The 24910-nt window shown below is 73.5% G+C and carries 18 protein-coding genes; 13 read left to right on the forward strand and 5 right to left on the reverse strand.

Annotation, left to right across the window (positions count from 1 at the left end):
* Positions 1 to 18: 18 nt before the first annotated feature.
* Positions 19 to 1581, reverse strand: a complete 1563-nt coding sequence (locus DEJ50_RS21610) for an alpha/beta hydrolase (RefSeq protein WP_150209599.1) — start codon at positions 1579 to 1581, stop codon at positions 19 to 21.
* Positions 1582 to 1674: 93 nt separating this feature from the next.
* Between DEJ50_RS21610 and DEJ50_RS21615 the strand changes: the two genes are divergently transcribed.
* Positions 1675 to 2442, forward strand: a complete 768-nt coding sequence (locus tag DEJ50_RS21615) for a MerR family transcriptional regulator (RefSeq protein ID WP_150209600.1) — start codon at positions 1675 to 1677, stop codon at positions 2440 to 2442.
* On the opposite strand, the gene DEJ50_RS21620 is transcribed toward DEJ50_RS21615, so the two are convergent.
* The gene (locus tag DEJ50_RS21620; RefSeq protein WP_411757628.1) at positions 2439 to 5204 is read right to left on the reverse strand and encodes a lysylphosphatidylglycerol synthase transmembrane domain-containing protein; all 2766 of its coding nucleotides are present in this window, start codon (positions 5202 to 5204) and stop codon (positions 2439 to 2441) included. The two genes, DEJ50_RS21615 and DEJ50_RS21620, sit on opposite strands and share 4 nt — an antisense overlap.
* A gap of 140 nt (positions 5205 to 5344) precedes the next feature.
* Between DEJ50_RS21620 and DEJ50_RS21625 the strand changes: the two genes are divergently transcribed.
* From DEJ50_RS21625 to nudC, 5 genes are all read left to right on the forward strand, one after another.
* Positions 5345 to 5728 carry an MGMT family protein gene (locus DEJ50_RS21625; RefSeq protein ID WP_317852558.1) on the forward strand — a complete coding sequence of 128 codons (384 nt, stop codon included), beginning with the start codon at positions 5345 to 5347 and terminating at the stop codon, positions 5726 to 5728.
* Positions 5729 to 6040: 312 nt separating this feature from the next.
* Positions 6041 to 9499 carry an ATP-dependent helicase gene (locus tag DEJ50_RS21630; protein WP_223837866.1) on the forward strand — a complete coding sequence of 1153 codons (3459 nt, stop codon included), beginning with the start codon at positions 6041 to 6043 and terminating at the stop codon, positions 9497 to 9499.
* Positions 9500 to 9576: 77 nt separating this feature from the next.
* Positions 9577 to 13170, forward strand: coding sequence for an ATP-dependent DNA helicase (locus tag DEJ50_RS21635; protein WP_150209604.1), 3594 nt, complete (start codon positions 9577 to 9579; stop codon positions 13168 to 13170).
* A 10-nt stretch (positions 13171 to 13180) separates the two neighbouring features.
* Positions 13181 to 14599 (forward strand): dipeptidase, encoded by a 1419-nt coding sequence (locus tag DEJ50_RS21640; RefSeq protein ID WP_150209605.1) that lies wholly within the window; start codon positions 13181 to 13183, stop codon positions 14597 to 14599.
* Between the two features lie 109 nt (positions 14600 to 14708).
* On the forward strand, positions 14709 to 15650 hold the full coding sequence (nudC, locus tag DEJ50_RS21645) for an NAD(+) diphosphatase (protein ID WP_150209606.1): 942 nt from the start codon (positions 14709 to 14711) through the stop codon (positions 15648 to 15650).
* Positions 15651 to 15729: 79 nt separating this feature from the next.
* Here the strand turns inward: nudC and DEJ50_RS21650 are convergent, their stop codons facing one another.
* The gene (locus DEJ50_RS21650) at positions 15730 to 15990 is read right to left on the reverse strand and encodes a mycoredoxin (RefSeq protein WP_150209607.1); all 261 of its coding nucleotides are present in this window, start codon (positions 15988 to 15990) and stop codon (positions 15730 to 15732) included.
* Between the two features lie 184 nt (positions 15991 to 16174).
* Between DEJ50_RS21650 and DEJ50_RS21655 the strand changes: the two genes are divergently transcribed.
* The 5 genes from DEJ50_RS21655 (at position 16175) to DEJ50_RS21675 (ending at position 20033) form a co-directional block, all read left to right on the forward strand.
* On the forward strand, positions 16175 to 18334 hold the full coding sequence (locus DEJ50_RS21655; RefSeq protein ID WP_190344605.1) for an ATP-dependent DNA helicase UvrD2: 2160 nt from the start codon (positions 16175 to 16177) through the stop codon (positions 18332 to 18334).
* A 168-nt stretch (positions 18335 to 18502) separates the two neighbouring features.
* The gene (locus DEJ50_RS21660) at positions 18503 to 18841 is read left to right on the forward strand and encodes a hypothetical protein (RefSeq protein WP_150209609.1); all 339 of its coding nucleotides are present in this window, start codon (positions 18503 to 18505) and stop codon (positions 18839 to 18841) included.
* Between the two features lie 182 nt (positions 18842 to 19023).
* Positions 19024 to 19392, forward strand: a complete 369-nt coding sequence (locus tag DEJ50_RS21665; protein ID WP_150209610.1) for a WhiB family transcriptional regulator — start codon at positions 19024 to 19026, stop codon at positions 19390 to 19392.
* The gene (locus tag DEJ50_RS21670) at positions 19389 to 19727 is read left to right on the forward strand and encodes a hypothetical protein (protein ID WP_150209611.1); all 339 of its coding nucleotides are present in this window, start codon (positions 19389 to 19391) and stop codon (positions 19725 to 19727) included. The genes DEJ50_RS21665 and DEJ50_RS21670 overlap by 4 nt, the downstream gene beginning before the upstream one ends.
* A 99-nt stretch (positions 19728 to 19826) precedes the next feature.
* A complete protein-coding gene (locus DEJ50_RS21675; RefSeq protein WP_150209612.1) occupies positions 19827 to 20033 on the forward strand; it encodes a hypothetical protein in 207 nt (68 codons plus the stop codon).
* Positions 20034 to 20050: 17 nt separating this feature from the next.
* Here the strand turns inward: DEJ50_RS21675 and DEJ50_RS21680 are convergent, their stop codons facing one another.
* Together DEJ50_RS21680 and DEJ50_RS21685 are read right to left on the reverse strand one after the other, a co-directional pair.
* Positions 20051 to 21379, reverse strand: coding sequence for an ABC1 kinase family protein (locus DEJ50_RS21680; RefSeq protein WP_150209613.1), 1329 nt, complete (start codon positions 21377 to 21379; stop codon positions 20051 to 20053).
* A gap of 42 nt (positions 21380 to 21421) precedes the next feature.
* Positions 21422 to 22549: a TOMM precursor leader peptide-binding protein gene (locus DEJ50_RS21685; protein ID WP_150212277.1), complete on the reverse strand. Its 1128-nt coding sequence runs from the start codon at positions 22547 to 22549 to the stop codon at positions 21422 to 21424.
* A 139-nt stretch (positions 22550 to 22688) separates the two neighbouring features.
* On the opposite strand from DEJ50_RS21685, the gene DEJ50_RS21690 reads away from it, so the two are divergent.
* Entirely contained in the window at positions 22689 to 23228 is a 540-nt protein-coding gene (locus DEJ50_RS21690) for a M48 family metallopeptidase (protein ID WP_150209614.1), read from the forward strand.
* Positions 23229 to 23354: 126 nt separating this feature from the next.
* Positions 23355 to 24905 (forward strand): TerD family protein, encoded by a 1551-nt coding sequence (locus DEJ50_RS21695; RefSeq protein WP_150209615.1) that lies wholly within the window; start codon positions 23355 to 23357, stop codon positions 24903 to 24905.
* Positions 24906 to 24910 lie beyond the last annotated feature (5 nt).

The following is a 24910-nucleotide window of genomic DNA, read 5'->3' on the forward strand; positions in this document are numbered from 1 at the left end:
GGCGCCGCGCCCGGCGGCTCAGGCCGCCGTGCAGGTGGTGTTGGCGGGCGGGACCGTGCCGTCCAGGAGGTAGGAGTTGACCGCCTTCTGGACGCACGGATCTCCGCTGTTGTAGGCCCCGTGGCCCTCGCCCTTGTAGGTGAGTTCCACCCCGACCCCCGGGCCGAGCCGCTCCACCATGTTCCGGGCCCCCGCGTACGGAGTGGCCGGGTCGCCCGTGTTGCCGATCACCAGGATCGGGGCGGAGCCGGGGGCGCTCACATCCGGGGTCTTCCTGGAGCCGGGCACCGGCCAGCCGGTGCAGGCCAGCAGGCCCCAGCCCATCAACTCTCCGAACACCGGGGAGGCGGCCCGGAACTCGGGCAGCTTGGCCTTGGTCTGCGCCAGGTCGTACCGCTCCTTGGAGTCCACGCAGTTGATGGCCGTGTTGGCGGCCCCGAGGTTGCTGTACCTGCCCTGCTCGTCCCGCCCGTTGAGGGCGTCGGAGAGGGCCATCAGCAGCTGGCCCTGACCGCCTTCCGCCTCGTCCAGCCCCTGTTCCAGCAGCGGCCAGAGCTCCTTGGAGTAGAGGGCCTGGGCGATTCCGTTGGTGGCCGCGGACTGGGTGAGCTTGCGGTCGCCGATCCCGGCGATGGGGGCCGTCTCCAGCCGCTTCTGCAGGGCGATGATGTTGTCCTCGATCTCCTTGACGGTGCTGCCCTGGAGCAGGCAGTCGTCGCCGCGGTCCACACAGTCCTTGGCGAAGTTGTCGAGGGCCAGCTGGAAGCCCTCGGCCTGGCCGAGGGAGCCCTGCTCGTAGGTCTGCGTCGGGTCCACGACCGCGTCGAACACGGCCCGGCCGACATGGGTGGGGAACAGGTGGGCGTAGACCCCGCCGAGCTCGGTGCCGTAACTGATCCCGAAGTAGTTCAGCTTCTCGTCGCCCAGGGCCCGGCGGAGCTCGTCCAGGTCGCGGGCGGCGTTCTCGGTGCCGACGTACGGCAGCACCTTCCCGGACTTCGTCTTGCAGGCCTCGTGATAGGCCCGGATGCCATCGGTGTACTGCTTCTCCTGGGCCGGGGTGGAGGGGGTGCTGTCCGAGGCGTAGTACGCGTCCAGCTGCCGGTCGCCCAGGCAGAGCACCGGCCCGCTGCGGCCGACCCCCCTGGGGTCGAAGCTGACCAGGTCGTAGCGGTCGCGCAGGGCGTCGTACTCCTCGGCCGCGCCGGGCAGGGTGGTGATGCCGGAGCCGCCGGGGCCGCCGAAGTTGAAGACCAGCGAGCCGATGCGGTTGTTCTTGTCGCGGGCCTGGGTCCGGATCAGGGCCAGTTCGATCTGCTCGCCCTCGGGCTTGGCGTAGTCGAGGGGAACCTTGAGGGTGGCGCACTGCCACTCCTGGGACGGAGCCTGGCCGCCGCCCTGGGCCGGGGACGGGGGCGGGCAGGCGTCCCAGTGCAGTTTCTGCGCGGGGGCCTGCCGGGCGGTCGGGCTCGCCGTGCCCTTCGGCTGTTCCGGTTCCTTGCTCCCGGAGCAGCCGCCCGTGCCGAGCAGGGTGGCGGCGAGGGCCGCGGCAGCGGTGGTCCGCAGAGCGTTTCCCGTCATGTAACCCATCCTGTGGGTGATTCCGCGGGTCCGCCCCTGCCGTGACCCGTTCGGGTTCGGGCCTTTCGCCCGCGGCCGTGGTGACCTGGTGCCATGAACCGGAAGAAGATCACGGTGGGGATCGGCGAGGCGGCGGCGCTGACCGGGACGACCCCGGAGGCCCTCCGCCGGCAGCAGCGCAGCGGACTGCGGCCGGACGCGGGACCGGAGGCGGAGCGGGACCGGTACGGGTACGAGGACCTGGTACGGATCCTGTGGGCGCGGCGGCTGGCGGAGCTGGGCCTGCCCCCGCACGAGGTACGGGCGGTCCTGGCCCCGGCGGACGGCCCGGAGGAGCTGCTGGTCCGGCTGAGCGCGGCGGTCCGCGCCCGGCGGCCGGGACCGGAGGCCGGGCGGCTGCTCGGACCGGAGGCGGCCCGGCTGGAGGCGGCGGGCCGGCACCTGCTGGTCCAGCATCCGAGGCTGCGGCTGGAGCAGGAGCGGCTGGAGACGGAGCTGGCGGCGCTGGCCGGAGCGGAGGCGGCGGACCCGAGGGTGGAGCGGCTGGCCCACGACTGGTTCGTGCACATCCGGGCACTGGAGGCGGCGGAACGGGCGGCCTGCTTCCCGGAGCCCGACTTCACCGACGAAGAACCGGCCATCGCTCCACCGGCCATCGCTCCACCGGCCATCGCTCCACCGGCCGCCGCTCCACCGGCCGCCACGGCCCCCGGCGCCGGCCGGCCCGCTCCGGGCGCGCCCGCCGGGCCCGGGCCGGGGGAGATCTCCGCGGCCCAGGCACGGGTGGCGGAGCTCCTGGACGCGCTGTTGGGCGCCTGGCCGGGCCCGGGTCCGGACCCGGACCCGCAGCCGGCCGGTTAGATCGCTTCCTTGCGGGTCAGGAAGTTGAACGAGATCCACCCCGGCAGCACCGGCAGCCAGAAGGTCATCAGCCGGAACAGCAGCACGGCCGAGATCGCGATCTCCTTCTCCAGCCCCGCCGCGATCAGACCCAGGGTCAGCGTGGTCTCCACCGCACCCACACCACCCGGTGTCGGCGCCGCCGAGCCCAGCGCATTGCCCGCCAGGAAGACCACGGCGATGCTCGCCAGCGAGATCGCCTCGCCGCCCCCGAACGCACGGATCGACGCATCCAGGCACATCACGAAACACCCGGTCAGCAGCAGCATCCCGCCGATTCCGGTCAGCAGCTTCTGCGGTCGCTGCAGCACGTCCAGCATGCGCGGCACCACGCCCGCGAACAGCGCCCGCACCCGGGTCGCCACGAACTTCCGCAGGAACGGGATCGCCGTCACCACCAGCACCAGCACGGCCACCGTCAGCAGACCCGCGATCACTGTCCGGGACGGGGTCATCTCCTGGGTGTTCTCGGTGCCGGTCAGATAGCCGAAGGACAGCAGCAGCACGATGTGGCTGCCCAGGCCGAACAGCTGCGAGGCGCCCACGCTCGCCACCGCCAGCCCCGGCCGCACCCCGGCCCGCTGGAGGAAGCGGGTGTTCAGGGCCACGCCGCCGATCGCGGCCGGCGCCACCAGCTTCACGAACGAACCCGCCACCTGCGCGCACACGGTCCGCAGGAACGGCACCCGCTCCGGGACGAACCCGAGCAGGCTCATCGCCGCGGCGAAGTAGCTGAGCGCGGAGAAGGCCAGCGCCGCCCCCACCCAGCCCCACTGCGCCTCGCCGACGATGGTCCCGAAGTCCACGTGGGTCAGCTGCGTCAGCAGGAAGTACGCGGCGAACGCGCCCGCGATGAACGACACCAGGGTGCGCGGCCTGATCCGCTCCAGCCGGGCCGGCTCCACCGGCGCCTGCGGCCGGATCAGCAGCACCTGGCGGCGGATCTGGCTGAGCAGGTCCTCTTCCCGGGCCTCGTCCAGCGCCACGTCCAGCGCCTTCTTCTCGGCCTTCTTCTCGGCCTTCGTCTCCGCCTTGGCGGACTTCGGCGACTTCCGCGCCGCCGACTCCGCCTCGCGCTGCGCCTTCGCCAGCCGCGAGGACTCCAGCACCGCCTCCCGCTCCCGCTGCGAGCGCTCCCGCGCCAGCCGGCGCAGGGTCGCCCGGGTGGACCGGGACAGCGCGATCGGCTGCAGCAGCGGCAGACAGTCCGCCACCGCGTCCGGGCCGAGCACCGACACCGCGGAGGCCACCGAGCGCTCCGCGCCGACCCGCAGACCGAGGGTGGTCAGCAGCTGGGCGATGTCCATCCGCAGCACCAGATCGCCCGCGGCGATCTCACCGCCGCGCAGATCGGTCAGGATCACCGTGCCGGAACGATCCACCACCAGGGCGTCCCCGGTGAGCCGGCGGTGCGCGATGCGCCGCGACTGGAGCGCCCGCACCTGCTCCCACGCATTGCGGCTCAGCTCGTCGGTGATGTCCTCGTCGCCGAGCGAGTCCAGGCTGCGCCCGCCCAGGTGCTCGTACACCAGCATCACGGCGTCCGGGCCCAGCTCCGAGGTGGCGATCAGCTTGGGGGCCCTGGCCCCGGCGGCGATCGCCGCGTACGCGAGCAGGGCCTCCTGCTCCAGGGCCTGCCGCAGCGACTGGAGGCTGCGGCGGGTGGTGATCCCGCGCAGGGTGAGCCGGCGCCAGACCCGGTAGAAGAACCCGTGCGCCTGCTGCTCGCGGTCGACCACGGTGACATCCAGCGGCGGGCCGTCCTCCAGGGTCACGTGGTAGCGGCGCCCGCGGTCGTTCTGCTCGGAGGAGTCGCCGCCCTCGTGCCCCTCCGCGCGCATCGCGCTGACCGGCTGGAAGCCGACCCGGCGCAGGCCGGCGAGGAGGTTCTGGCCGGTGGGCCGGACATTGGGGGAGCCGACCGCGTACAGCGTGCCGTAGGCCACGCTCCAGCCGATCAGCACGGTGAGGATGATCGAGAAGGGTGTGGTGTAGCCGCTGACCAGCATCGCGAACGCGTCGAGCAGCAGCACCACCCACAGCGCCACCCGCCAGCGCGGGCGCCGGGTCATTCCGACCGCGGTCATGTACGCGATGACGGGCGCGAGGTAGCCGTGGACCGGGTCGGTGAGGGCTTCGCCGGCCCCGGTGGCCCGGGTGAGCGCGTCCTGGATGGTCGCCGGGGCGGCCTGGGAGACCCAGAGGTCGGTGGCCAGGGTGACGCCGTGGGCGAGAACGGCGGCGAGCACCCCGTCGGCGATCCGCAGTCCGTCGCGTTTGATCAGCCGTTCGATGGCGAAGGCGACCGGGACCAGCAGCACCGCGATACTGCCCACCAGCCCGGCCACCTTGATCAGCAGCGGCGGCGCCTGGTCGGTGCCCGCGCTGATGTCGGCCTCCAGACCGGCGGCGGTGCCGTGCGCGAAGGCGGCAATGGCGAGGACCAGGGCGATCCCGAGGACCCCGACGAGCAGCCGGACCAGGTCGGAGGGCCGGTGCACACGGGCGGCGAGCAGCGGTTCGTCGACCTCGACCCGGTCGGCCTCGGTGTGTCCGTCCGGGGTGGCGGGCTGCTGCCCGGGACCCGTCCCGGTGTCGCCCGGCTGCGGGCCCCGCCGGGTGCCGGGGCGCGTGCCGGACTGCGCCTCCGGCGCCGCGCCGCGCTGTGCGTCCGCGTCGTCAGGAGGGCTCACACCCCGCTCGTTCCCCGTCACTCCGGTCATCTCTTCTTGATCACGTATCACCAGTCACCGCCCGGACGATGGTGGCACGGACCGGTGCCGGGGCGGGGCACCAGGGTGCGTGCCCGTGCGGAGCAAAACCCTCCGCGCGCCCTCCGGACCGGTGCGGCACCATGGGCCCAATGAGCGACGAGTATCCCGGCCCAGCCGGTCTCCCCGACTACGCGGAGCGGGTGCTGGAGGCCGCCGAGCGCATTCCGCCCGGCCGGGTGATGACCTACGGGGACATCGCCGAATGGCTGGACGAGGGAGGCCCGCGCCAGGTGGGAAGGGTGATGGCCCTCTACGGCGGAGCCGTCCCCTGGTGGCGCGTGGTCCGCGCGGACGGCGGGCTGCTGCCCGGCAGCGAACGGCGCGCACTGGAGCACTACCGGGTGGAGGGCACCCCGCTGCGGGACTCGTCGGCCGGGCCGCGGCTGGACATGCGACGGGCCCGCTGGGACGGCCCGGACAGCGGGGACGGCTCGGACACCTCGGGCGGCTCGGGCGGCTCGGACGCCCGATGAGAACTGGCTCACACGTGACAGCTTCCGTGATTTCGGGGCCGAGTGGGTGGACGTACCGACGGTCAAGAGCCCGGACGGGGGAAGCGGCGCCGTCCCGCCCACCGGGCTGACCGGTGGAACTTCGCCGGGCGAGCCGGTTGCCGTAGCGTTGCCTCTTCGACAGATGCGTACGCGGACACAGAAGCGGACGCAAGAGCGGACGCAGACGCACCCATCAGGACCGGACCGGCACCCCACGTGATCACCTCTCCTTCCCACAGCCGTACGCGGACACCCGACGCGTACCGGCTCGTGCGCGGCGGAACGGAACCGGTGGGTACCCCTGTCCTGGACGCAGCACAGCAGGCTGTGGTTGACCACACCGCCGGCCCGCTGCTCGTCCTTGCCGGACCGGGCACCGGCAAGACCACCACCCTGGTCGAGGCAGCCGCAGCCCGGGTCGAGTCGGGCACGGATCCCGGGCGGATCCTGATCCTCACCTTCAGCCGCAAGGCCGCGGTGGAACTCCGTGACCGCGCCGCCCTGCGGCTGGGCGGCGCGCGGGCGCCACAGGCCACCACCTTCCACTCCTTCTGTTATGCCCTGCTGCGCGCCCACCAGGACGCGGAACTCTTCACCGAACCGCTGCGGCTGCTGTCCGGTCCGGAGCAGGACGTGACCGTCCGCGCGCTGCTGGAAGGGCAGCGCGAGCTGAAGTCCATCCCCTGGCCGGACGACCTGCGGGCCGCGCTGACCACCCGGGGCTTCGCCGACGAGGTCCGGGCCGTGCTCGCCCGGACCCGGGAACTGGGGCTGGCCCCGGAGGCCCTCGCCGCATTCGCCGGGCGCACCGGCCGCCCGGACTGGGCGGCTGCCGCCGCGTTCCTCTCCGAATACCTGGACGTCCTGGACATGCAGGGCACCCTGGACTACACCGAGCTGGTGCACCGGGCGGTGCTGCTGGCGGAGCGGACCCCGTCCGTCGCCTCCCTGTACGACGCGATCTACGTGGACGAGTACCAGGACACGGACGCCTCGCAGATCCGGCTGCTGCAGGCGCTGACGGCGGCCGGCGCACGGCTGACCGCCTTCGGCGACCCCGACCAGTCGATCTACGCGTTCCGCGGCGCCGATGTGAACGGAATCCTCGACTTCCAGGCGTCCTTCCCCGGCGCGACGGTCACCCCGCTCACGGTCTCCCGCCGCTCGGCGGCCACCCTGCTGACGGCCACCCGGCTGCTGACCACCCGGATGCCGGTACCCCGGCTCCCGGTGGCGGCGGTCCGCGCCCACCGGGAGCTCCGGCCGACCCGGGGCGGGGGCCGGCTGGAGGTCTTCACCTACCCGACGGCCGGCGCGGAACTGGACAACATCGCGGACATCCTGCGGCGGGCGCACCTGGAGGACGGGGTGCCGTGGCGGGACATGGCCGTCCTGGTCCGGGCGGGCGGCCGGACCCTGCCGTCGATGCGGCGCTCCCTGGTCTCGGCGGGCGTCCCGGTGGAGACGGACGGCGCGGACATCCCGCTCCGCCACGAACCGGCCGTCGCCCCCCTCCTGGCGGCCCTCCGCCTGTGCGCGGAATCGGCCCTGACCGCTTCGGACCCCGAGGGCCCCACGGCCGGCCCGGCCGTGCCTTCGGAGGCGGGGCCGAGCCTCGCCGCGGACCCCGGCCCGGACCCGGAGCCGGCCGGCGATGCCGCGCCCGTGCAGGACCCGGACCCGGCCGGCGGAGACGTGCCTGGGCAGCGCGCCGCAGCCGGCCCGGCCGCGCCCGCACAGGACCCGGCCCCGGCCGGCGCCGTGCCTTCGGAGGCGGAGCCGAGCGTCGCCGCGGATCTCGGCCCGGACCCGGACCCGGCCGGCGGAGACGTGCCTTCGGAGGCGCGGCCGAGCGTCGCCGCGGACGTCGACCCGGACCCGGCCGGCCAAGCCATGGTCGAGGTGGCCATCGGACTGCTCGGGTCGCCGCTCGGCGGGATGGACGCCGCCGACCTGCGGCGGCTCGGCCGCGCCCTGCGCGAGGAGGAGCGCGCCGGCGGGGTCCTCGTGCCCCCGCCCTCGGACGTCCTCCTCGCCCGTGCCCTCGCCGAGCCCGAGCGGCTCCTCGCCCACGACCCGGCCCACGCCCGCAGCGCCCACCGTCTCGGCACCCTCCTCCGCAAGGCCACCGAGCTGCTCGCCGGCGGCGGCACCGCCGAAGAGGCGCTCTGGACCCTCTGGGACGGCACCCCCTGGCCCGCCCGCCTGGAACGCAACGCCCGCCGCGGCGGCGCCGCCGGCCGCAACGCCGACCGCGACCTCGACGCGGTCTGCGCCCTCTTCGACACCGCCGCCCGCGCGGAGGAACGTACCGGCGGCCGTGGCGCGCTCAACTTCCTCGAACAGCTCGAAGCCGAGGACATCGCCGCCGACACCCTCACCGGCAGGTCCGTCCGCCCCGACGCCGTCCGCCTCATGACCGCCCACCGCTCCAAGGGCCTGGAGTGGGGCCTCGTCGTGGTCGCCGGCCTCCAGGAAGGGCTGTGGCCCGACCTCCGCCGCCGTGGCTCCCTCCTCGAAGCCGACCGCATCGGCATCGACGGCCTCGCCGAACCCCTCACCCCCGGCGCCCTGCTCGCCGAGGAACGCCGCCTCTTCTACGTCGCCGCCACCCGCGCCCGCGACCGCCTCGTCGTCACCGCCGTCAAGGCCGCCGCCGACGACGGCGACCAGCCCTCCCGCTTCCTCACCGAACTCGGCGTCACCCCCCAGGACGTCACCGGCCGGCCCCGCCGCCCCCTCGCCGTCCCCGCCCTCGTCGCCGAGCTGCGCTCCACCACCGTCGACCCGAACGCCTCGCCCGCCCTCCGCGACGCCGCCGCCCGCCGCCTCGCCCGGCTGGCCGCGCTCACCGACGACGAGGGCCGCCCGCTGGTCCCCGCCGCGCACCCGCAGCGCTGGTGGGGCCTGTACGAGCCCACCCGCAGCAGCGTCCCGCTGCGCGACCGGGACCGCCCCGTCGCCCTCTCCGGCAGCGCCCTCGACCAGCTCGCCAAGACCTGCTCCCTCCAGTGGTTCCTGGGCCGCGAGGTCAAGGCCGACACCCCCGCCACCGCCGCCCAGGGCTTCGGGAACGTGGTCCACGTCCTCGCCGACGAGGTGGCCTCCGGCCGCACCCCCGCCGATCTCGACGTCCTCATGGAACGCCTGGACTCCGTCTGGGACGCCCTCGCCTTCGACGCGCCCTGGAAGTCCCGGCAGGAGAAGGAGAACGCCCGCGCCGCCCTGGAGCGCTTCCTGCGCTGGCACCACTCCGACCGGTCCGGGCGCACCCCCGTCGCCACCGAGCAGGACTTCGACGTCACCCTGGAGGCGGGCGAGTACGCCGTCCGCATCCGCGGCTCCATGGACCGCGTCGAGGCCGATGCGCAGGGCCGTGCGTACGTGGTCGACTTCAAGACCGGCAAGAACGCCCCGACCCGCGCCGAGGTCGACCGGCACCCGCAGCTCGCCGTCTACCAGCTCGCCGTCCGCGAGGGTGCGGTCGACGAGCACTTCGACGGCGCCAGGCCCGAGCCGGGCGGCGCCGAACTGGTCCACCTCCGCCAGGGCTCGGCCGAGCCCAAGGTGCAGGCGCAGCAGCCGCTGTACGACGGCCCCTCCGGGGAGTGGGTCGGCGAACTCCTCGCCACCGCGGCCGGCCGGGTCCTCGACGAACGCTTCGCCCCCGCCACCGGCTCCCACTGCGACCACTGCTCGTTCCGTTCCGCATGCAGCGCCCGGCCGGAGGGCCGGCAGACCATCCAATAGCCGCGTAGCCGAGCAGCCCTGCTGGCCACGGCTCGCTCGCGGGCGGGGGTGTCGGTGGTCCCGGCTAGCCTTGACGGGTGTCCGGACGTGCCCCCCGCCTCACCCACCCCGAGCAGCTCAAGGAGCTCCTCGGTATCCCCTTCACGCCCGAACAGACCGCCTGCATCACCGCCCCGCCCGCCCCCCAGGTCATCGTGGCCGGCGCCGGCTCCGGCAAGACCACCGTGATGGCGGCCCGGGTGGTCTGGCTGGTCGGCACCGGCGCCGTTGCCCCCGCCCAGGTGCTCGGCCTGACCTTCACCAACAAGGCCGCGGGCGAGCTGGCCGAGCGGGTCCGGATCGCCCTCGCCCGGGCCGGCATCACCGACCCGGACCCCCTCCCCGGCCCGGCGGCCACCGCCGACACCACCGCCGACGCCGCCGCCGCCGCCGGAGAGCCGCGCATCTCCACGTACCACGCCTTCGCCGGCCAGCTCCTCAAGGACCACGGCCTGCGCATCGGCCTGGAGCCCAGTGCCCGGCTGCTCGCCGACGCCACCCGCTTCCAGCTCGCCGCCCGGGTGCTCCGCGAGGCCCCCGGCCCGTACCCGGCGCTCACCCGGTCCCTCCCCGACCTCGTCGGCGACCTGCTCGCGCTGGACGCCGAGCTGTCCGAGCACCTGGTCGAGCCGGCGGCCCTGCGGACGTACGACACCGCCCTGCTGGACACCCTCGCGGAGGCCCGGCTCAGCAACGACGACCTCCGCAAGGTGCCCGAGGCGGCCCGCGGCCGGCTGGAACTCCTCGAGCTCGTCGGCCGCTACCGCGCCGCCAAGCGCTCCCGCGACCTGCTCGACTTCAGCGACCAGATAGCCCTCTCCGCACAGCTGGCCACCACCCGACCCGAGGTCGGTGCGCTGCTCCGCGAGGAATTCCGCATCGTCCTGCTCGACGAGTACCAGGACACCTCGGTGGCCCAGCGGCTGCTGCTCTCCGGCCTCTTCGGCGGCGGCACCGGGCATGCCGTCACCGCCGTCGGCGACCCCTGCCAGGCCATCTACGGCTGGCGCGGCGCCTCCGTGGCCAACCTCGACGACTTCCCGGCGCACTTCCCGCACGCCGACGGCACCCCGGCCACCCGCCAGTCGCTCAGCGAGAACCGGCGCAGCGGCGGCCGTCTGCTGGACCTCGCCAACCGCCTGGCCGCACCCCTCCGCGAACTACACGAGGGAGTGGAGGCGCTCCGTCCGGCCGAGGGCGCGGAACACGCGGGCTTCGTCCGCTGCGCCCTCCTCGACACCCACGCCGAGGAGCTGGCCTGGCTCGCCGACACCCTCGCCCACCAGGTGCGTACGGGCACCCAGCCCAAGGACATCGCGGTGCTGTGCCGCTCCGGCGGCGACTTCGCGGCGATCCAGGCCGCGCTGGTGGCCCGGGACGTCCCGGTGGAGGTGGTCGGCCTGTCCGGGCTGCTGCACCTGCCCGAGGTCGCCGACCTGGTGGCCGTCTGCGAGGTGCTCCAGGACCCGGGGGCGAACGCCTCGCTGGTCCGCCTGCTCATCGGCCCCCGGTGGCGGATCGGTGCCCGCGACCTGGCGCTGCTCGGGCGCCGGGCCCGGCTGCTGGTGGCGCGGGACGCCGGCCGGGCCGAAGACCCGGACCTGCGGCTGGCCGCCGCCGTGGAGGGAGTGGACCCGGCGGAGATCGTGTCGCTGTCCGACGCCCTGGAGACCTTCCTGGACGGCGGGGGCGGCTCCGCCGGGGGAGCCGACGACGGGCTGCCGTTCTCCGCGGACGCCCGGATCCGCTTTGCGCACCTCGCCCAGGAACTGCGCGACCTGCGCCGGTCCCTCGCCGACCCGCTGATGGACGTCCTGCACCGGATCCTGGCGGCCACCGGCCTCGATGTGGAGCTCGCCGCCTCCCCGCACGCGCTGGCCGCCCGCCGCCGCGAGACCCTGTCCAACTTCCTGGACGTGGCCGCCGGCTTCGCCGCGCTCGACGGCGAGGCCTCGCTACTGGCCTTCCTCTCCTTCCTGCGGACCGCCGCCCGGTACGAGAAGGGCCTGGACAACGCCCTGCCCGGCGGCGAGAACACGGTCAAGGTGCTCACCGCCCACAAGTCCAAGGGCCTGGAATGGGACGTGGTCGCCGTCCCCGGGCTGTACGCGGGCGCGTTCCCGAGCGGGCAGCCCCGCGAGGCCTGGACCTCCTATGCCAGGGTGCTGCCGCACGCGCTGCGCGGAGACGCGGCCACCCTCCCGGCGGACCCGCCGTGGACCTCGGCCGGTATGAAGGCCTTCAAGACCGGGCTCCGCTCGCACCAGTCCACCGAGGAACTCCGCCTCGGCTACGTCACCTTCACCCGCCCGCGCTCCCTGCTGCTCGGCTCCGGGCACTGGTGGGGGCCGACCCAGAAGCGCCGCCGCGGCCCGTCGGAGTTCCTGACCGCGCTGTACGACCACTGCGCGGCGGGCTTCGGCGAGATCGAGGCGTGGGCGGCGGAGCCGGAGCCGGAGGCCGAAAACCCGGCCCTCGCCGAGGATTCCACCCCGGACCACTCCTGGCCGCTCCCGCTGGACCCGGACTCGCTGCGGCTGCGCCGCGCGGCTGCCGCCCTGGTGGAGTCGTACCTGGCAGCCCCGCCCCCGGAGCCCGAGCCCGGGCCGTCGGAGGACGAGTACCTCTGGCCCCCGGACTGCACCGAACCGTCCTACGACACCGAACCCTGGCCGGACGAGGACCCGTGGGCGGAGCCCGTCCCGGCGCCCAGCGCCGCGGACGAGAACGGGGTCCGGGGCGGAGCCCCGGTTTCGGGATGGGGGTCCCCCCGGCGAAGCCAGGGGGAGGGCGGGGCGGGGGAAGGCTCCGCGCAGCGGCACCCGGCCATCCCCGCGCAGCCGCAGCCGCAGCCGCAGCCGCAGCCGCACCCCCGTTCCGAGCCGGGCGCGGGCGCAGCCACCGCCGACCTGACACACGAGGACGCCCGGGCCATCGCCTCCTGGGACCGCGACCTCGACGCCCTCGAGGGCGAACTCCGCCGCGCCCGTGCCGCCGTACGGGACGTGGTGCTGCCCGCCGCCCTCTCCGCGAGCGACCTGCTCCGGCTCGCCGCCGACGAGCAGGCCTTCGTACGCGAACTCGCCCGCCCCATGCCCAAGCCCCCGCAGCCCGCCGCCCGCCAGGGCACCCGCTTCCACGCCTGGGTGGAGTCCCGGTTCGAGGACCTCCCGCTGCCCCTGCTCGATGTCCTCGACCCCGTCGCCGACCTGCCCGGATCCGACCAGGAAATCGCCGACGAACGCGACCTGGCCGCGCTCAAGGAGGCCTTCGAGCGCAGCCCGTACGCCGACCGCACCCCGCACCGGATGGAGGTCCCGGTGCAGCTCACCCTGGCCGGCCGGGTCATCCGCGGCCGGATCGACGCCGTGTACCGGACGGCGGACGGCGGCTACGAGATCGTCGACTGGAAGACCGGCCGCACCACCGAGGCGGACCCCCTCCAGCTCGCCGTCTACCGGCTGGCCTGGGCGGAGACCACCGGTACCCCCCTCGACCGGGTCACGGCCGTGTTCCTGCACGTCCGCAGCGGCCGGGTCATCCGCCCCCGCAACCTGCCCACCCGGGCCCGCCTTGAGAGGATCCTCCTAGGCAAAACGGACCCGGAAAGTGACCAAGGACCGGACAGCTAGGCTCGTATCCATGAGCCAGACCTCGGACAACGCCGTCCGCGCGTACATCGACCAGCACCGCGCCGCCTTCCTCGACGACCTCGCCGACTGGCTGCGCATCCCCTCTGTCTCGGCCCAGCCCGAGCACGACGGAGACGTGCGGCGCAGCGCCGAATGGCTGGCCGCCCGGCTCAAGGACACCGGCTTCCCGACCGCCGAGATCTGGGAAACCCCCGGAGCCCCCGCCGTGTTCGCCCACTGGCCCAGCGGGGACCCGGCCGCGCCGACCGTCCTCGTCTACGGCCACCACGACGTACAGCCCGCCGCCCTCGCCGACGGCTGGCACACCGAGCCCTTCGAGCCGGTGGTCCGGGACGGCCGGATGTACGCGCGGGGTGCCGCCGACGACAAGGGGCAGGTGTTCTTCCACACCCTCGGCGTCCGCGCCCACCTCGCCGCGACCGGCCGGGCCGCCCCGGCCGTCAACCTCAAGCTGCTGATCGAGGGCGAGGAGGAGTCCGGCTCCACCCACTTCCGGGCCCTGGTCGAGGCCCGCGCGGCCGAACTCGCCGCCGATGTCGTGATCGTCTCCGACACCGGCATGTGGAACGAGACCACGCCGACCGTCTGCACCGGCATGCGCGGCATCGCCGACTGCGAGATCGAGCTGTACGGACCCGACCAGGACATCCACTCCGGAGCCTTCGGCGGCGCCGTGCCCAACCCGGCCACCGTGGCCGCCCGGCTGGTCGCGGCCCTCCACGACGCCGACGAGCGGGTCACCATCCCCGGCTTCTACGACAACATCGCCGAGCTGACCGAGGCCGAGCGCGAGCTGATCGCCGAGCTCCCCTTCGACGAGGCGGAGTGGCTGCGTACGGCCAGGTCGTACGGCACCCTCGGCGAGGCCGGGTACTCCACCCTGGAGCGGGTCTGGGCCCGGCCGACGGCCGAGGTCAACGGCATCGGCGGCGGCTACCAGGGCCCCGGCGGCAAGACCATCGTGCCGGCCTCCGCGCAGCTGAAGCTGTCCTTCCGGCTGGTCTCGGGCCAGGACCCGTACCAGGTCGAGACGGCCGTGACCCGGTGGGTCGAGGAGCGGGTACCCGCCGGAATCCGGCATTGCGTGAGCTTTGGCGCGCCCACCCGGCCCTGCCTCACCCCGCTGGACCACCCGGCGCTGCAATCCGTGGTCCGGGCCATGGGCCGCGCCTTCGGCCAGAAGATCCGCTTCACCCGCGAGGGCGGTTCGGGGCCGGCCGCGGACCTCCAGGACGTGCTGGGCGCGCCTGTGCTGTTCCTCGGCATCTCCGTCCCGTCCGACGGCTGGCACTCCCCGAACGAGAAGGTCGAACTGGACCTCCTGCTGAAGGGGGTGGAGACCGCCGCGTACCTGTGGGGGGACCTCGCGGAGACCTGGCCGGCGCCGCCCGCCGCGCCCTCCGTCTGACCCCCGCAGCCCGCACCCGAAAACCCGCACCAGAAAACCCGCACCCGCAGCCCGCACCGCACACCACGTATCCGAACCAGAGTCTGCTGCCTGTCCCACAACGGGGGAGTTGGAAGTACCTGTGAGCATCTCGACCGAGCGGCCCGTCTCTCTCACCGCGCCCGGCGGTGTCGACCGCGCCGCGCACCACCGCCTCGACGAGGCATGGCTGGCCGCCGCCTGGAGCCACCCCACCACCCGGGTGTTCGTGGTCTCCGGCGGCCAGGTCCTGATCGACGACACCCCGGACGGCGGGACCGGGATCGTCATGACCCCCGCCTTCGAGGCGCCGCTCACCGAGACGCACCGCTACTTCCTCGGCACCGACGAGGACGGCGTCAGCTACTTCGCGCTGCAGAAGGACTCCCTGCCGGGCCGGATGGACCAGCAGGCGCGGCCCGCCGGGCTCCGCGAGGCGGGCCTGCTGCTGCCGCCGCGGGACGCCGCGCTGATGGTGCACGCGGTCGCCCTGGAGAACTGGCAGCGGATGCACCGCTTCTGCTCCCGCTGCGGCGAGCGCACCGTCGTCGCGGCGGCCGGCCACATCCGCCGCTGCCCCGGCTGCGGCGCCGAGCACTACCCGCGCACCGACCCGGCCGTGATCATGCTGGTCACGGACGACCAGGACCGCGCCCTGCTGGGCCGCCAGGTGCACTGGCCGGAGGGCCGCTTCTCGACCCTGGCCGGGTTCGTGGAGCCCGGTGAGTCCATCGAGCAGTCCGTGGTCCGGGAGGTGTGGGAGGAGGCGGGCGTCCGGGTCGGCGAGGTCGAGTACGTCGCCAGCCAGCCCTGGCCCTTCCCGTACAGCCTGATGCTGGGCTTCATCGCCCGCGCGGTCTCCTCCGAGATCAACGTGGACGGAGAGGAGATCCAGGAGGCGCGCTGGTTCTCCCGGGACGACCTCCGCATCGCCATCGAGCGGGGCGAGGTCCTTCCGCCGTCGGGCATCTCCATCGCTGCCCGCCTGGTCGAGCTCTGGTACGGCCGGCCGCTGCCGAGGCCGGGCGCCTGACCCGCCCCCTGCCCCCGTACGGCAGCAGGCCCCCGCCTCGGCGGGGGCCTGCTGCGTGTCGTACCGGGCGGTGCGGTGCTCAGACGGCGAGCGCCTGCTGCACCTGGGCCAGGCTCGGGTTGGTCATGACCGACTCATTGCCCGAGGGGGAGACGATGAGGACCGTGGGAACGGTCTGGTTGCCACCGTTGGCCTTCTCGACGAACGCCGCGGACTCGGGGTCCTGCTCGATGTTGATCTCGGTGTACGCGATGCCTTCCCGGTCCAGCTGGGTCTTCAGCCGGCGGCAGTAGCCGCACCAGGTGGTGCTGTACATCGTCACGGAACCCTTGTCCTGCATGGGGGCGCTCTCCTTCGGGGCTGGGGGTGGATCCAGGTACTCGAACGTACGGCACCGCCGGGCCATTCCCGCCCCACCGGTCCGGTGGCCGGGGCGGGGGCTGGGGCGGGTGCCGGGGCGGGTGCTGGAACGGGGCTGTGGACAACTTTCCCGTCCGGCCCACCGGACCTGGCAGCATGGTCGGGTGACAGCAGCACCGCACTCCTCATCCTTCCCGGCCGTCGCCGAGTCCGCCGACGCGGTTCTCCTCGGCCTGGACCCGGAACAGCGCGAGGTCGCCACGACCCTGCGCGGGCCGGTGTGCGTGCTCGCGGGTGCCGGTACCGGCAAGACCCGGGCCATCACCCACCGCATCGCGTACGGGGTCCGGTCCGGCCAGCTGATGCCGGCCAGTGTGCTCGCCGTCACCTTCACCAACCGTGCCGCCGGCGAGATGCGCGGCCGGCTCCGGAGCCTCGGCGCGGGCGGGGTGCAGGCCCGGACCTTCCATTCCGCGGCCCTCCGGCAGCTCCAGTACTTCTGGCCGAAAGCGATCGGTGGCGACCTGCCCCGGCTGGTCGAGCGCAAGATCCAGCTGGTGGCCGAGGCCGGCGCCCGCTGCCGGATCCGCCTCGACCGGAACGAGCTGCGCGACGTCACCGGCGAGATCGAGTGGGCGAAGGTCACCCAGACCGTCCCGGCCGACTACCCGGCGGCGGCCCTCAAGGCCGACCGCGAGGCCCCCCGGGACATGGCCGAAATCGCACAGATCTATGGGACGTACGAACAGCTCAAACGCGACCGCGGAATGATCGACTTCGAGGACGTGCTGCTCCTCACCGTCGGCATCCTCCAGGACCGCCAGGACATCGCCCAGACCATCCGCAGCCAGTACCAGCACTTCGTGGTCGACGAGTACCAGGACGTCAGCCCGCTCCAGCAGCGGCTGCTGGAGCTCTGGCTCGGCGACCGGGACAGCCTGTGCGTGGTCGGCGACGCCAGCCAGACCATCTACTCCTTCACCGGCGCCACCCCCGACCACCTGCTGACCTTCCGCACCCGGTTCCCGCAGGCCACCGTGGTCAAGCTGGTCCGCGACTACCGCTCCACCCCCCAGGTGGTCCACCTGGCCAACGGGGTGCTCAACCAGGCCCGGGGCCGGGCGGCCGAGCACCGGCTGGAACTGATCTCCCAGCGCGACCCCGGCCCCGATCCGGTCTACGCCGAATACGCGGACGAGCCCGCCGAGGCCGAGGGCGTCGCCCGCCGGATCCGCGACCTCATCCGGGCCGGGGTCCCGGCCGGGGAGATCGCCGTGCTCTTCCGGATCAACGCCCAGTCCGAGGTCTACGAGCAGGCCCTGGCGGACGCCGGGGTGCCCTACCAGCTGCGCGGCGCGGAGCGCTTCTTCGAGCGCCCCGAGGTGCAGCGGGCCCTGGTGACCCTGCGCGGAGCCGCCCACTCCAGGGCCAACGACCCGCTGCTCGACGATGTGGTCGAGCTGGCCGCCCAGGTGCGGGCGGTGCTCAGCGCGAGCGGCTGGACCCCCGAACCGCCGGCCGGTTCGGGTGCCGTGCGCGACCAGTGGGAGTCGCTGGCCGCCCTGGTCCGGGTCGCCGAGGACTTTGCCCGCAGCCGCCCCGGAGCCACCCTGGCCGACCTCTCGGTGGAGCTGGAGGAGCGCCGGGCCGCCCAGCACGCCCCGACCGTCCAGGGCGTCACCCTCGCCTCCCTGCATGCCGCGAAGGGCCTGGAATGGGATGCGGTGTTCCTGGTCGGGCTGACCGACGGCATGATGCCGATCACCTACGCCAAGACGGACGAGCAGATCGAGGAGGAGCGCCGGCTGCTCTACGTGGGCATCACCCGGGCCCGGCTGCACCTGACCCTCTCCTGGGCCCTGTCCCGTGCCCCCGGCGGCCGGGGGTCCAGGAGGCCCAGCCGGTTCCTGAACGGCCTGCGGCCCGGCTCCGCGGCCCCCGGCAGCCGGATCGCCGCCGAGGGCGGCTCCCGCAAGCGGGCCCGGCGGGGGCCGGTGCTGTGCCGGGTCTGCGGCAAGACCCTCACCGAAGCGGGCGAGCTGAAGCTGATGCGCTGCGAAGACTGTCCGTCCGACATGGACGAGGGGCTCTACGAGAGGCTCCGGGAGTGGCGCGCGGCCCAGGCGAAGGTCCAGGGGCTGCCCGCGTACTGCGTCTTCACCGACAAGACCCTCATGGCGATCGCCGAAGCGGCCCCCTCCGAGGAGGGCGAGCTCGCGATGATCTCCGGGGTGGGCGGTCGCAAGCTCGACCGGTACGGAGCCGATGTGTTGGCCATCTGCGCAGGCCAGGAGCCTGAGGGCGAGGCCGGGGACGACGCGTAGAAACTCGTCGGAAAAATAGTTTGCGCATGCCCTGGCAATCCCCATAGGTTCTTAACCACGGGAACGGCGGTTTCTCCGAAGCCCTGTCCTCGTGCTGTACTTATCCGAATACGTGCGGGACCGGCCCACCAGCCAGTCCCCTTGAGACGCCGAGAGGAGGCGAGACCAGTGATCAGCTTCATGACCGAGACCAAAATGACCGATCGTCCGGTTGCCGCTTCCTGCCTGCTCGGCTCCTCTTCGCTCGTTGCTGCCCCCGCGTTCCTGGGTCAGGGCACCGGTCTGTCCGCGATTTCCGCGAGCAGCCTGGCCGCCGTTGCCACCCTTCCGGTCCGCGAGCGCAATGAGCGACCGACCCAGGCACCGGTGGCAGTAGAGCAGGAGCGGGCAGCACATGCCGCCTATGCCCTTGCCGCAACCGGTGCCGGATCCCTGAAGCAGACGACGCAGCAGCACGACCTGATGTGGGCCTTCCGCGGGCTCGAACCCTGGAGTGATCCAGCCTGATCGCATGATCTGGCCGGCGCCTTCAGGGCCGCGGAACCCCACCCGGGATCCGCGGCCCTTCTGTTTGTCCCCGAACGGGGACGACGGAGCGAAGGGGCCTCGGGACTGGCAAGACCAGGTACCAGCCGACCCCGGCCAACAGGCCGGAACGACTAGTCAACAAAGACGAGGAAGAAAACACCGTGCAACTCGAAGCGCACGCCCCGTCCGTACCGCAGAACCGAACGATCTCCCCGCCTGCAGTCCCGGAGGACTCCACCTTGACTCCGCTCACCGCGCTCACCGCGCTCGACGACGCCATCGAGAACCTCGGCGTACCCGTCCCCTGCCGCTCGTACGACCCGGAGGTCTTCTTCGCCGAGTCTCCGGCCGATGTCGAGTACGCCAAGTCCCTCTGCCGCACCTGCCCGCTCGTCGAGGCCTGCCTCGCCGGTGCCCAGGAGCGCCGTGAGCCCTGGGGTGTCTGGGGTGGCGAGCTCTTCGTCCAGGGCGTGGTCGTTGCCCGCAAGCGGCCCCGTGGCCGCCCGCGCAAGAACCCGGTCGCGGTATGAACGCCGCCGGAACCATCGACCGCCCCCTGACGCACGACCCCCTGAAGCAGGCCCTCATGACCCCGCACACCACGAGCGAGCTGACCCCCTCCAAGGCAGCCTCCGCCACCGAAGACTTCATCACCACCGGCGCCATCACCTCGCGCCAGAACAGGACCCGCGAAATGCAACTCATCCCAGAAGCCCTGGCCCGCGCGCATATGGCCGACCGCCTGCGTGAGGCGGACGCCGACCGGCGCGCGATGCGCCTGGTCAACGCGCGCCGTATGCAGCGCCGTGCCGAACGCGCTTCCCTGCGCGCCCGGCGCGCGCTGGCCATGGCCGTCATGCACTGATCGCCGAAAGGCAGCCACCCGGGGGGACCGGTCCGAACGGACCGGTCCCCCCGGTGCGTTGCGGACACCCGCCCGCCCGCGCGGCGGTATCGTCTGGAGGTGGACCAGCCGACCCCCCACCCCGCCCCGCGGGACCCCGAGGCCAGGACCGTCGTGTGCGCCCGCTGCGGCACCCGATCCCCCGACGGAGCCCCGATCACCTGGACCTGCTCCATGGAGAACGGCGTCCGGCAGTACTTCTGCCACGACTGCGCCCGGGCCAACATCCGGGCGATCGAAGGCAGACTCGACTCCTCCTGGTGGTGACCGGCCCCCCGGCCCCGTCAGCCCTCGGCCGGGAACCCCGGCAGCCAGGCCTCCAGTTCGTCGCGCAGCCGCACCGTGGCACCCAGCTGGCACAGCACCCCGATCGTGCTGAGGGTGACCCGGTGGATCAACAGGTACGACGGAGGCAGATTGAGCTGCTTGCCCAACTGGTGTGCGGGGGAGCGCGGATCGGCGATCCGGGCCGCCTGGCCGCGTATCCAGTCCCGGGTGAAGGTGAACTCCGCCACCTCGGCCGGCTCGATGATCGGACGAAGATAGTCCAGCACGGTGTCCGGGTCGAGGGCGATGGAGTCCTTGACGAACCCCTCGGCGCACAACTGCTCGTACACCGCCTCGGCATCGCCCTGCAGAGTCATCCGCAGGGACACGCCTATGGACTTCGGCAGCCCTCCCGGCAGCCGGTCCACCGTGCCGAAGTCCAGCACACCCAGCCGAACCGAGCCGTCCGCCCCGGTCACCAGACGGAAGTTGCCCGGGTGCGGGTCCGCATGCAGCAGGCCCGTCCTGGCCGGTCCCGAGAACAGGAACCGGGCCAGCAGCTGGCCCGCACGGTTCCGTTCCGCCGCCGAGCCGTCCTGGATCACCTCGGAGAGCGGCACGCCCTCCACCCATTCGGTGACCAGCACCTGGTCGCCCTGGTGCACCACGTCCGGCACCAGCACGTCCGGATCCCCCTCGAAGGCCTCCGCATGGATCCGCTGGGCCTCCGCCTCCAGCTCGTAGTCCAGCTCCTCGGCGACCCGGTTGCGCAGCTCCTTGATCAGCGGCTTGATGTCCATGCCCGGTATCAGCGGCCCCAGCAGGCCCGCGAACCGGCCGAGCTGCTTGAGGTCCGACAACAGGGCCTCGCCGGCCCCCGGGTACTGCACCTTGACCGCGACCTCCCGCCCGTCGTGCCACACCGCCCGGTGCACCTGCCCGATCGAAGCCGCCGCCGCCGGCTTGTCCTCGAAGGAGACGAACAGCTCGCGCCAGTCCGCACCCAGCCGGTCCGCCAGCACCCGGTGCACCGTCGCCGCCGGCAGCGGCGGCGCCGCCTCCTGTAGTTTCGTCAGCGCCGCCCGGTAGGGCCCGGCCACCTCCTCCGGCAGCGCGGACTCGAACACGGACAGGGCCTGCCCGAACTTCATCGCCCCGCCCTTCAGCTCTCCCAGCACGCGGAACAGCTGCTCGGCGGTGCGCTGTTGCAGCTCGCGCGCCACGATCTCCGCCGACTTCCCGCCGATCCGTTTGCCCAGTCCCCAGGTTGCCCGGCCGGCGATGCCGAGCGGCAGCGCAGCCAGCTTCGCGGTCCGGGTGACCGCCTTGCGGGGAAGATCAGACATACGCCCCTCCAGTGAGCTGACACCTGTGCCGCGAGCGGCGGGTCATCCGGCCATTGTGTCCTGCCGCTCCTGCGCGCCGGACGAGTCCCCCTCCCGGTCTCCCGCCGCACCGCAGCCGCATTCCGGATGAGGGGTCAGCTCCACCTGCTCCCAGTGGAGTCCGGGAAGCGCCGCCTCCCAGCGGGCACCGGTGGAGGCGGGCAGCTCCCCGTCGAGGAAGGCCAGGGCATGGGCGGCTGCCAGCCCCGCCACCGCGGTCGCCAGCCCCAGATCGCAGGCGGGCACGGCCCGGCGCCGATGGGCCGAACGCCATTGCACCAGCAGTCGCGGCCAGGCCGCGTCCCGGGCGATCCGCTCCCGCTCCATACAGCCGGCGCAGGCCGTCCCGCCCGGCAGCACCAGCGGCCCCACCACCCCGGTGCCCTCCAGCACGCCCGCATACACGTGCGGGATCCCCGCCCCGATCCAGTCGGCGGCGATGTCCGGATCCGGCGCCCAGGCCTGTAACCCGTCCCGCGGAGCGATCACCACCAGGGCCGGCCCCGGCACGGCGGCCTGCCGTCCGGCGGCTCTGCGCGGCCGGCCCGCAGCCGCCCCGCGGACCAGCCCCGCCGCGGCCTCCGCCCGCAGCCGGCCCACGCTCTCGGCACCCAGCCCGCCCGGCGCCAGGTCCCCGGGCTCCACCCGGCCCCCGTCCAGCACCTCCACCCGGCCGACCCCGGCCGCCGCCAGTACCGCCGCAACCGCCGCCCCGACCCGGCCGGCCCCGCGCACCTGCACATGGACCGCCCGGCGGGCCGCCAGCCCCTCTTGTATCCCGGCCGGGGCCGGGCGCACCACCGACAGCGAACCCAGATCGGGGCCCAGCCGCTCCGGGGCTTCCTGGCGCAGCGCCCGGACCCCCGGGTCGCCCGCCGTGGCGTCGTCGATCAGTCCGGCCGCCGCCAGCCGCCGCACGAGTTCGTCCGCCCGGCCCTCGGGCATCCCCATCGCCTTCGCCTCGGCCCGCAGCAGGTCCATGCCACGGGTCCCGTCGATCCGGTCGATCAGCGATCCCGTCGCCGTGTCCACCGGCCCGAGCACCACGGCATGCGCAGGAGTCACCCCGAACTGAACGGTCTGCAGATCACGCCAGGCCCGCGCCAGCACCGGCTTCACCCTCGGATACATCGCCATTCCCCCTTGTTCCGCTCCGTACCGGCAGAATGCCCACCCCCGGGAACGGCCGTCATGGCCTGTCCACAACCCCCACCTATTCGTCATACGAGATGACGGGACTTCGGTCGTGGCCAGCGGGTACCGTCATGGCGTGTCCGCCGACCCATCGCAGCGTGCCGTCGAAGTCCGCCGGAGCGCGCGCCGCCGCAGGACCGTATCCGCCTACCGCGAGGGTGACCGGACGGTCGTGCTCATCCCTGCACGGATGTCGGAGGCCGAGGAACGGCGCTGGGTGGGCGTCATGCTGGACAAACTGGCCGCCCAGGAGAGCCGGCGGACCCTCGGCGACACAGAACTCGCCGCACGCGCCGGGCGTTTGTCCGAGCAGTATTTCGGCGGCCGGGCCCGCGCCCGCTCGGTGCGCTGGGTCACCAACCAGAACACCCGCTGGGGTTCCTGCACCCCGGCCGAGGGCAGCATCCGGCTGTCCCACCGCCTTCAGGGCATGCCGGAGTACGTGGTCGACTACGTGCTGCTGCACGAGCTGGCCCACCTGCTGGTGCCCGGCCACGGGCCGCGGTTCTGGGAGCTGCTGGAGGCGTATCCGCGGACCGAGCGGGCCCGCGGCTACCTGGAGGGGGTGGTCGCCGCGGAACGGCTGCCGAAGGTGCCCGCCGCCCGCGAGGAATGACAGCCGGTCAGCGGGTCGGCAGGTCGGCGGTGTGTATCGGGACATCCACAGGCTTGGCCCGATCCGAGCCGTTGCGGATAGCCTGACGGCACGCATTCACTTTCGGATGGGGGACGGTCGTAGCACATGGCCAGGGAATTCCAACGCGGCCACAAGGCCAAGATCAGTGATCTGACGGCGGGGACGGATCTCTACGTAGGCGTCCGGATCGACGGGCCCGGACTGAGCTTCGACATCAGCTGCTTCGGGCTCGATGCGGACGAACAGCTCTCCGACGACCGGTACTTCATCTTCTACAACCAGCCGAAATCGCCCGAGGAGTCGATCCAGCAGCTCGGCGCGCAGGCCGGTGACACCGAGGCGTTCCGGGTGACGCTCGACCGGATCCCGGCCGCCATCCAGAAGCTGTCCTTCACCGCGACCCTCGACGGCGCCGGGACCATGTCCCAGGTCGGGCCCGGGTACATCCGGATCGTCGCGGGCGGCGAAGAAGTCGTCCGTTACGCCTTCACCGGCTCGGAGTTCACCACCGAGCGCGCGGTGATGCTCGGCGACTTCTACCTCAAGGACGTCTGGCGCTTCGCCGCCGTCGGCCAGGGCTTCGACGGCGGCCTGGACGCCCTCCTGAAGAACTTCGGCGGCGAGGTCGCCGAGGAGCAGGAGCCCGCCCCGGCCCCGCCCGCCGCGCAGCAGCCCGCCCCGGCCTTCGCGCCCCCGGCCTTCGCCCCGCCCGCCCCGGTCACCGCGCCGCCGCAGCAGACGGCGCCGCAGCCGACGCCGCCGCCCGCGGCGCCCGTTCCCGCGCAGGCCACCGCCCCGGACTTCACCAGCCCGGCCCCGCAGACCGCCGCCTTCGGCTCCCCGCCGCCGTTCGGCGCCGTGCCCGCACCGGCGGCCCCCGCCCCGCAGGCCCCGCCGGCCGCCACCGCCCCGCCGTTCGGCGCAGTACCGCCGCCCGGCGCCCCCGTGGCCCCGCCCTTCGGAGCCGTCCAGAGCCTCGCCCCGGTGCCCCCGGAGGCCGGTCTGCGCGTGGTCCTCAGGAAGTACGCCGAGGTGGCCGTCGGCGACCGCTGGACCGAGCAGAACCCCCAGCAGGTCCGCGTCACCCTCACCAAGAACCAGGCCATCCTGGCCCGTCAGGGCAGCATGGTCGCCTACCAGGGCGACATCGACTTCGCCCACAAGGGCTCCGGCCTGCTGGGCAAGCTGACCGGTCAGCTCACCGGCCAGGGCATGTCCCTGATGCGCTGCTCCGGTGACGGCGAGGTCTTCCTCGCCGACGAGGCCAGCCGGCTCTTCGTCATCCGCCTCGAAGGCACCGACCAGCTGTACACCAGCGCCCAGGGCGTCCTCGCCTTCGACGAATCGCTGTCCACCGAGGTCCGCCGCATCGAGGGCGCCGGCCTTCCCGGCGGCGGCCTGTTCTCCATGCTCTTCTCCGGCACCGGAGCCGTGGTCGTCAAGACCCGCGGCACCCCGGTGGTCCTGCCCGTCGGACCCGCCACCTACGTCGACGGCAACGCCGTCATCGCCTGGTCGGCCGGCGCCCAGGCCGTCACCACCACGGCACTGCGCCTTCGCCGCTCCGGATACGCAAGCCGCACCGGGGAGGCCGTGAACCTCCAGTTCCGGGGAGCCCCCGGCAACTTCGTCGTCGTACAGCCCTTCGAGGTGTGAGGCAG

It is taken from the genome of Streptomyces venezuelae (genome assembly GCF_008642295.1).
Lineage (GTDB): Bacteria > Actinomycetota > Actinomycetes > Streptomycetales > Streptomycetaceae > Streptomyces > Streptomyces venezuelae_C.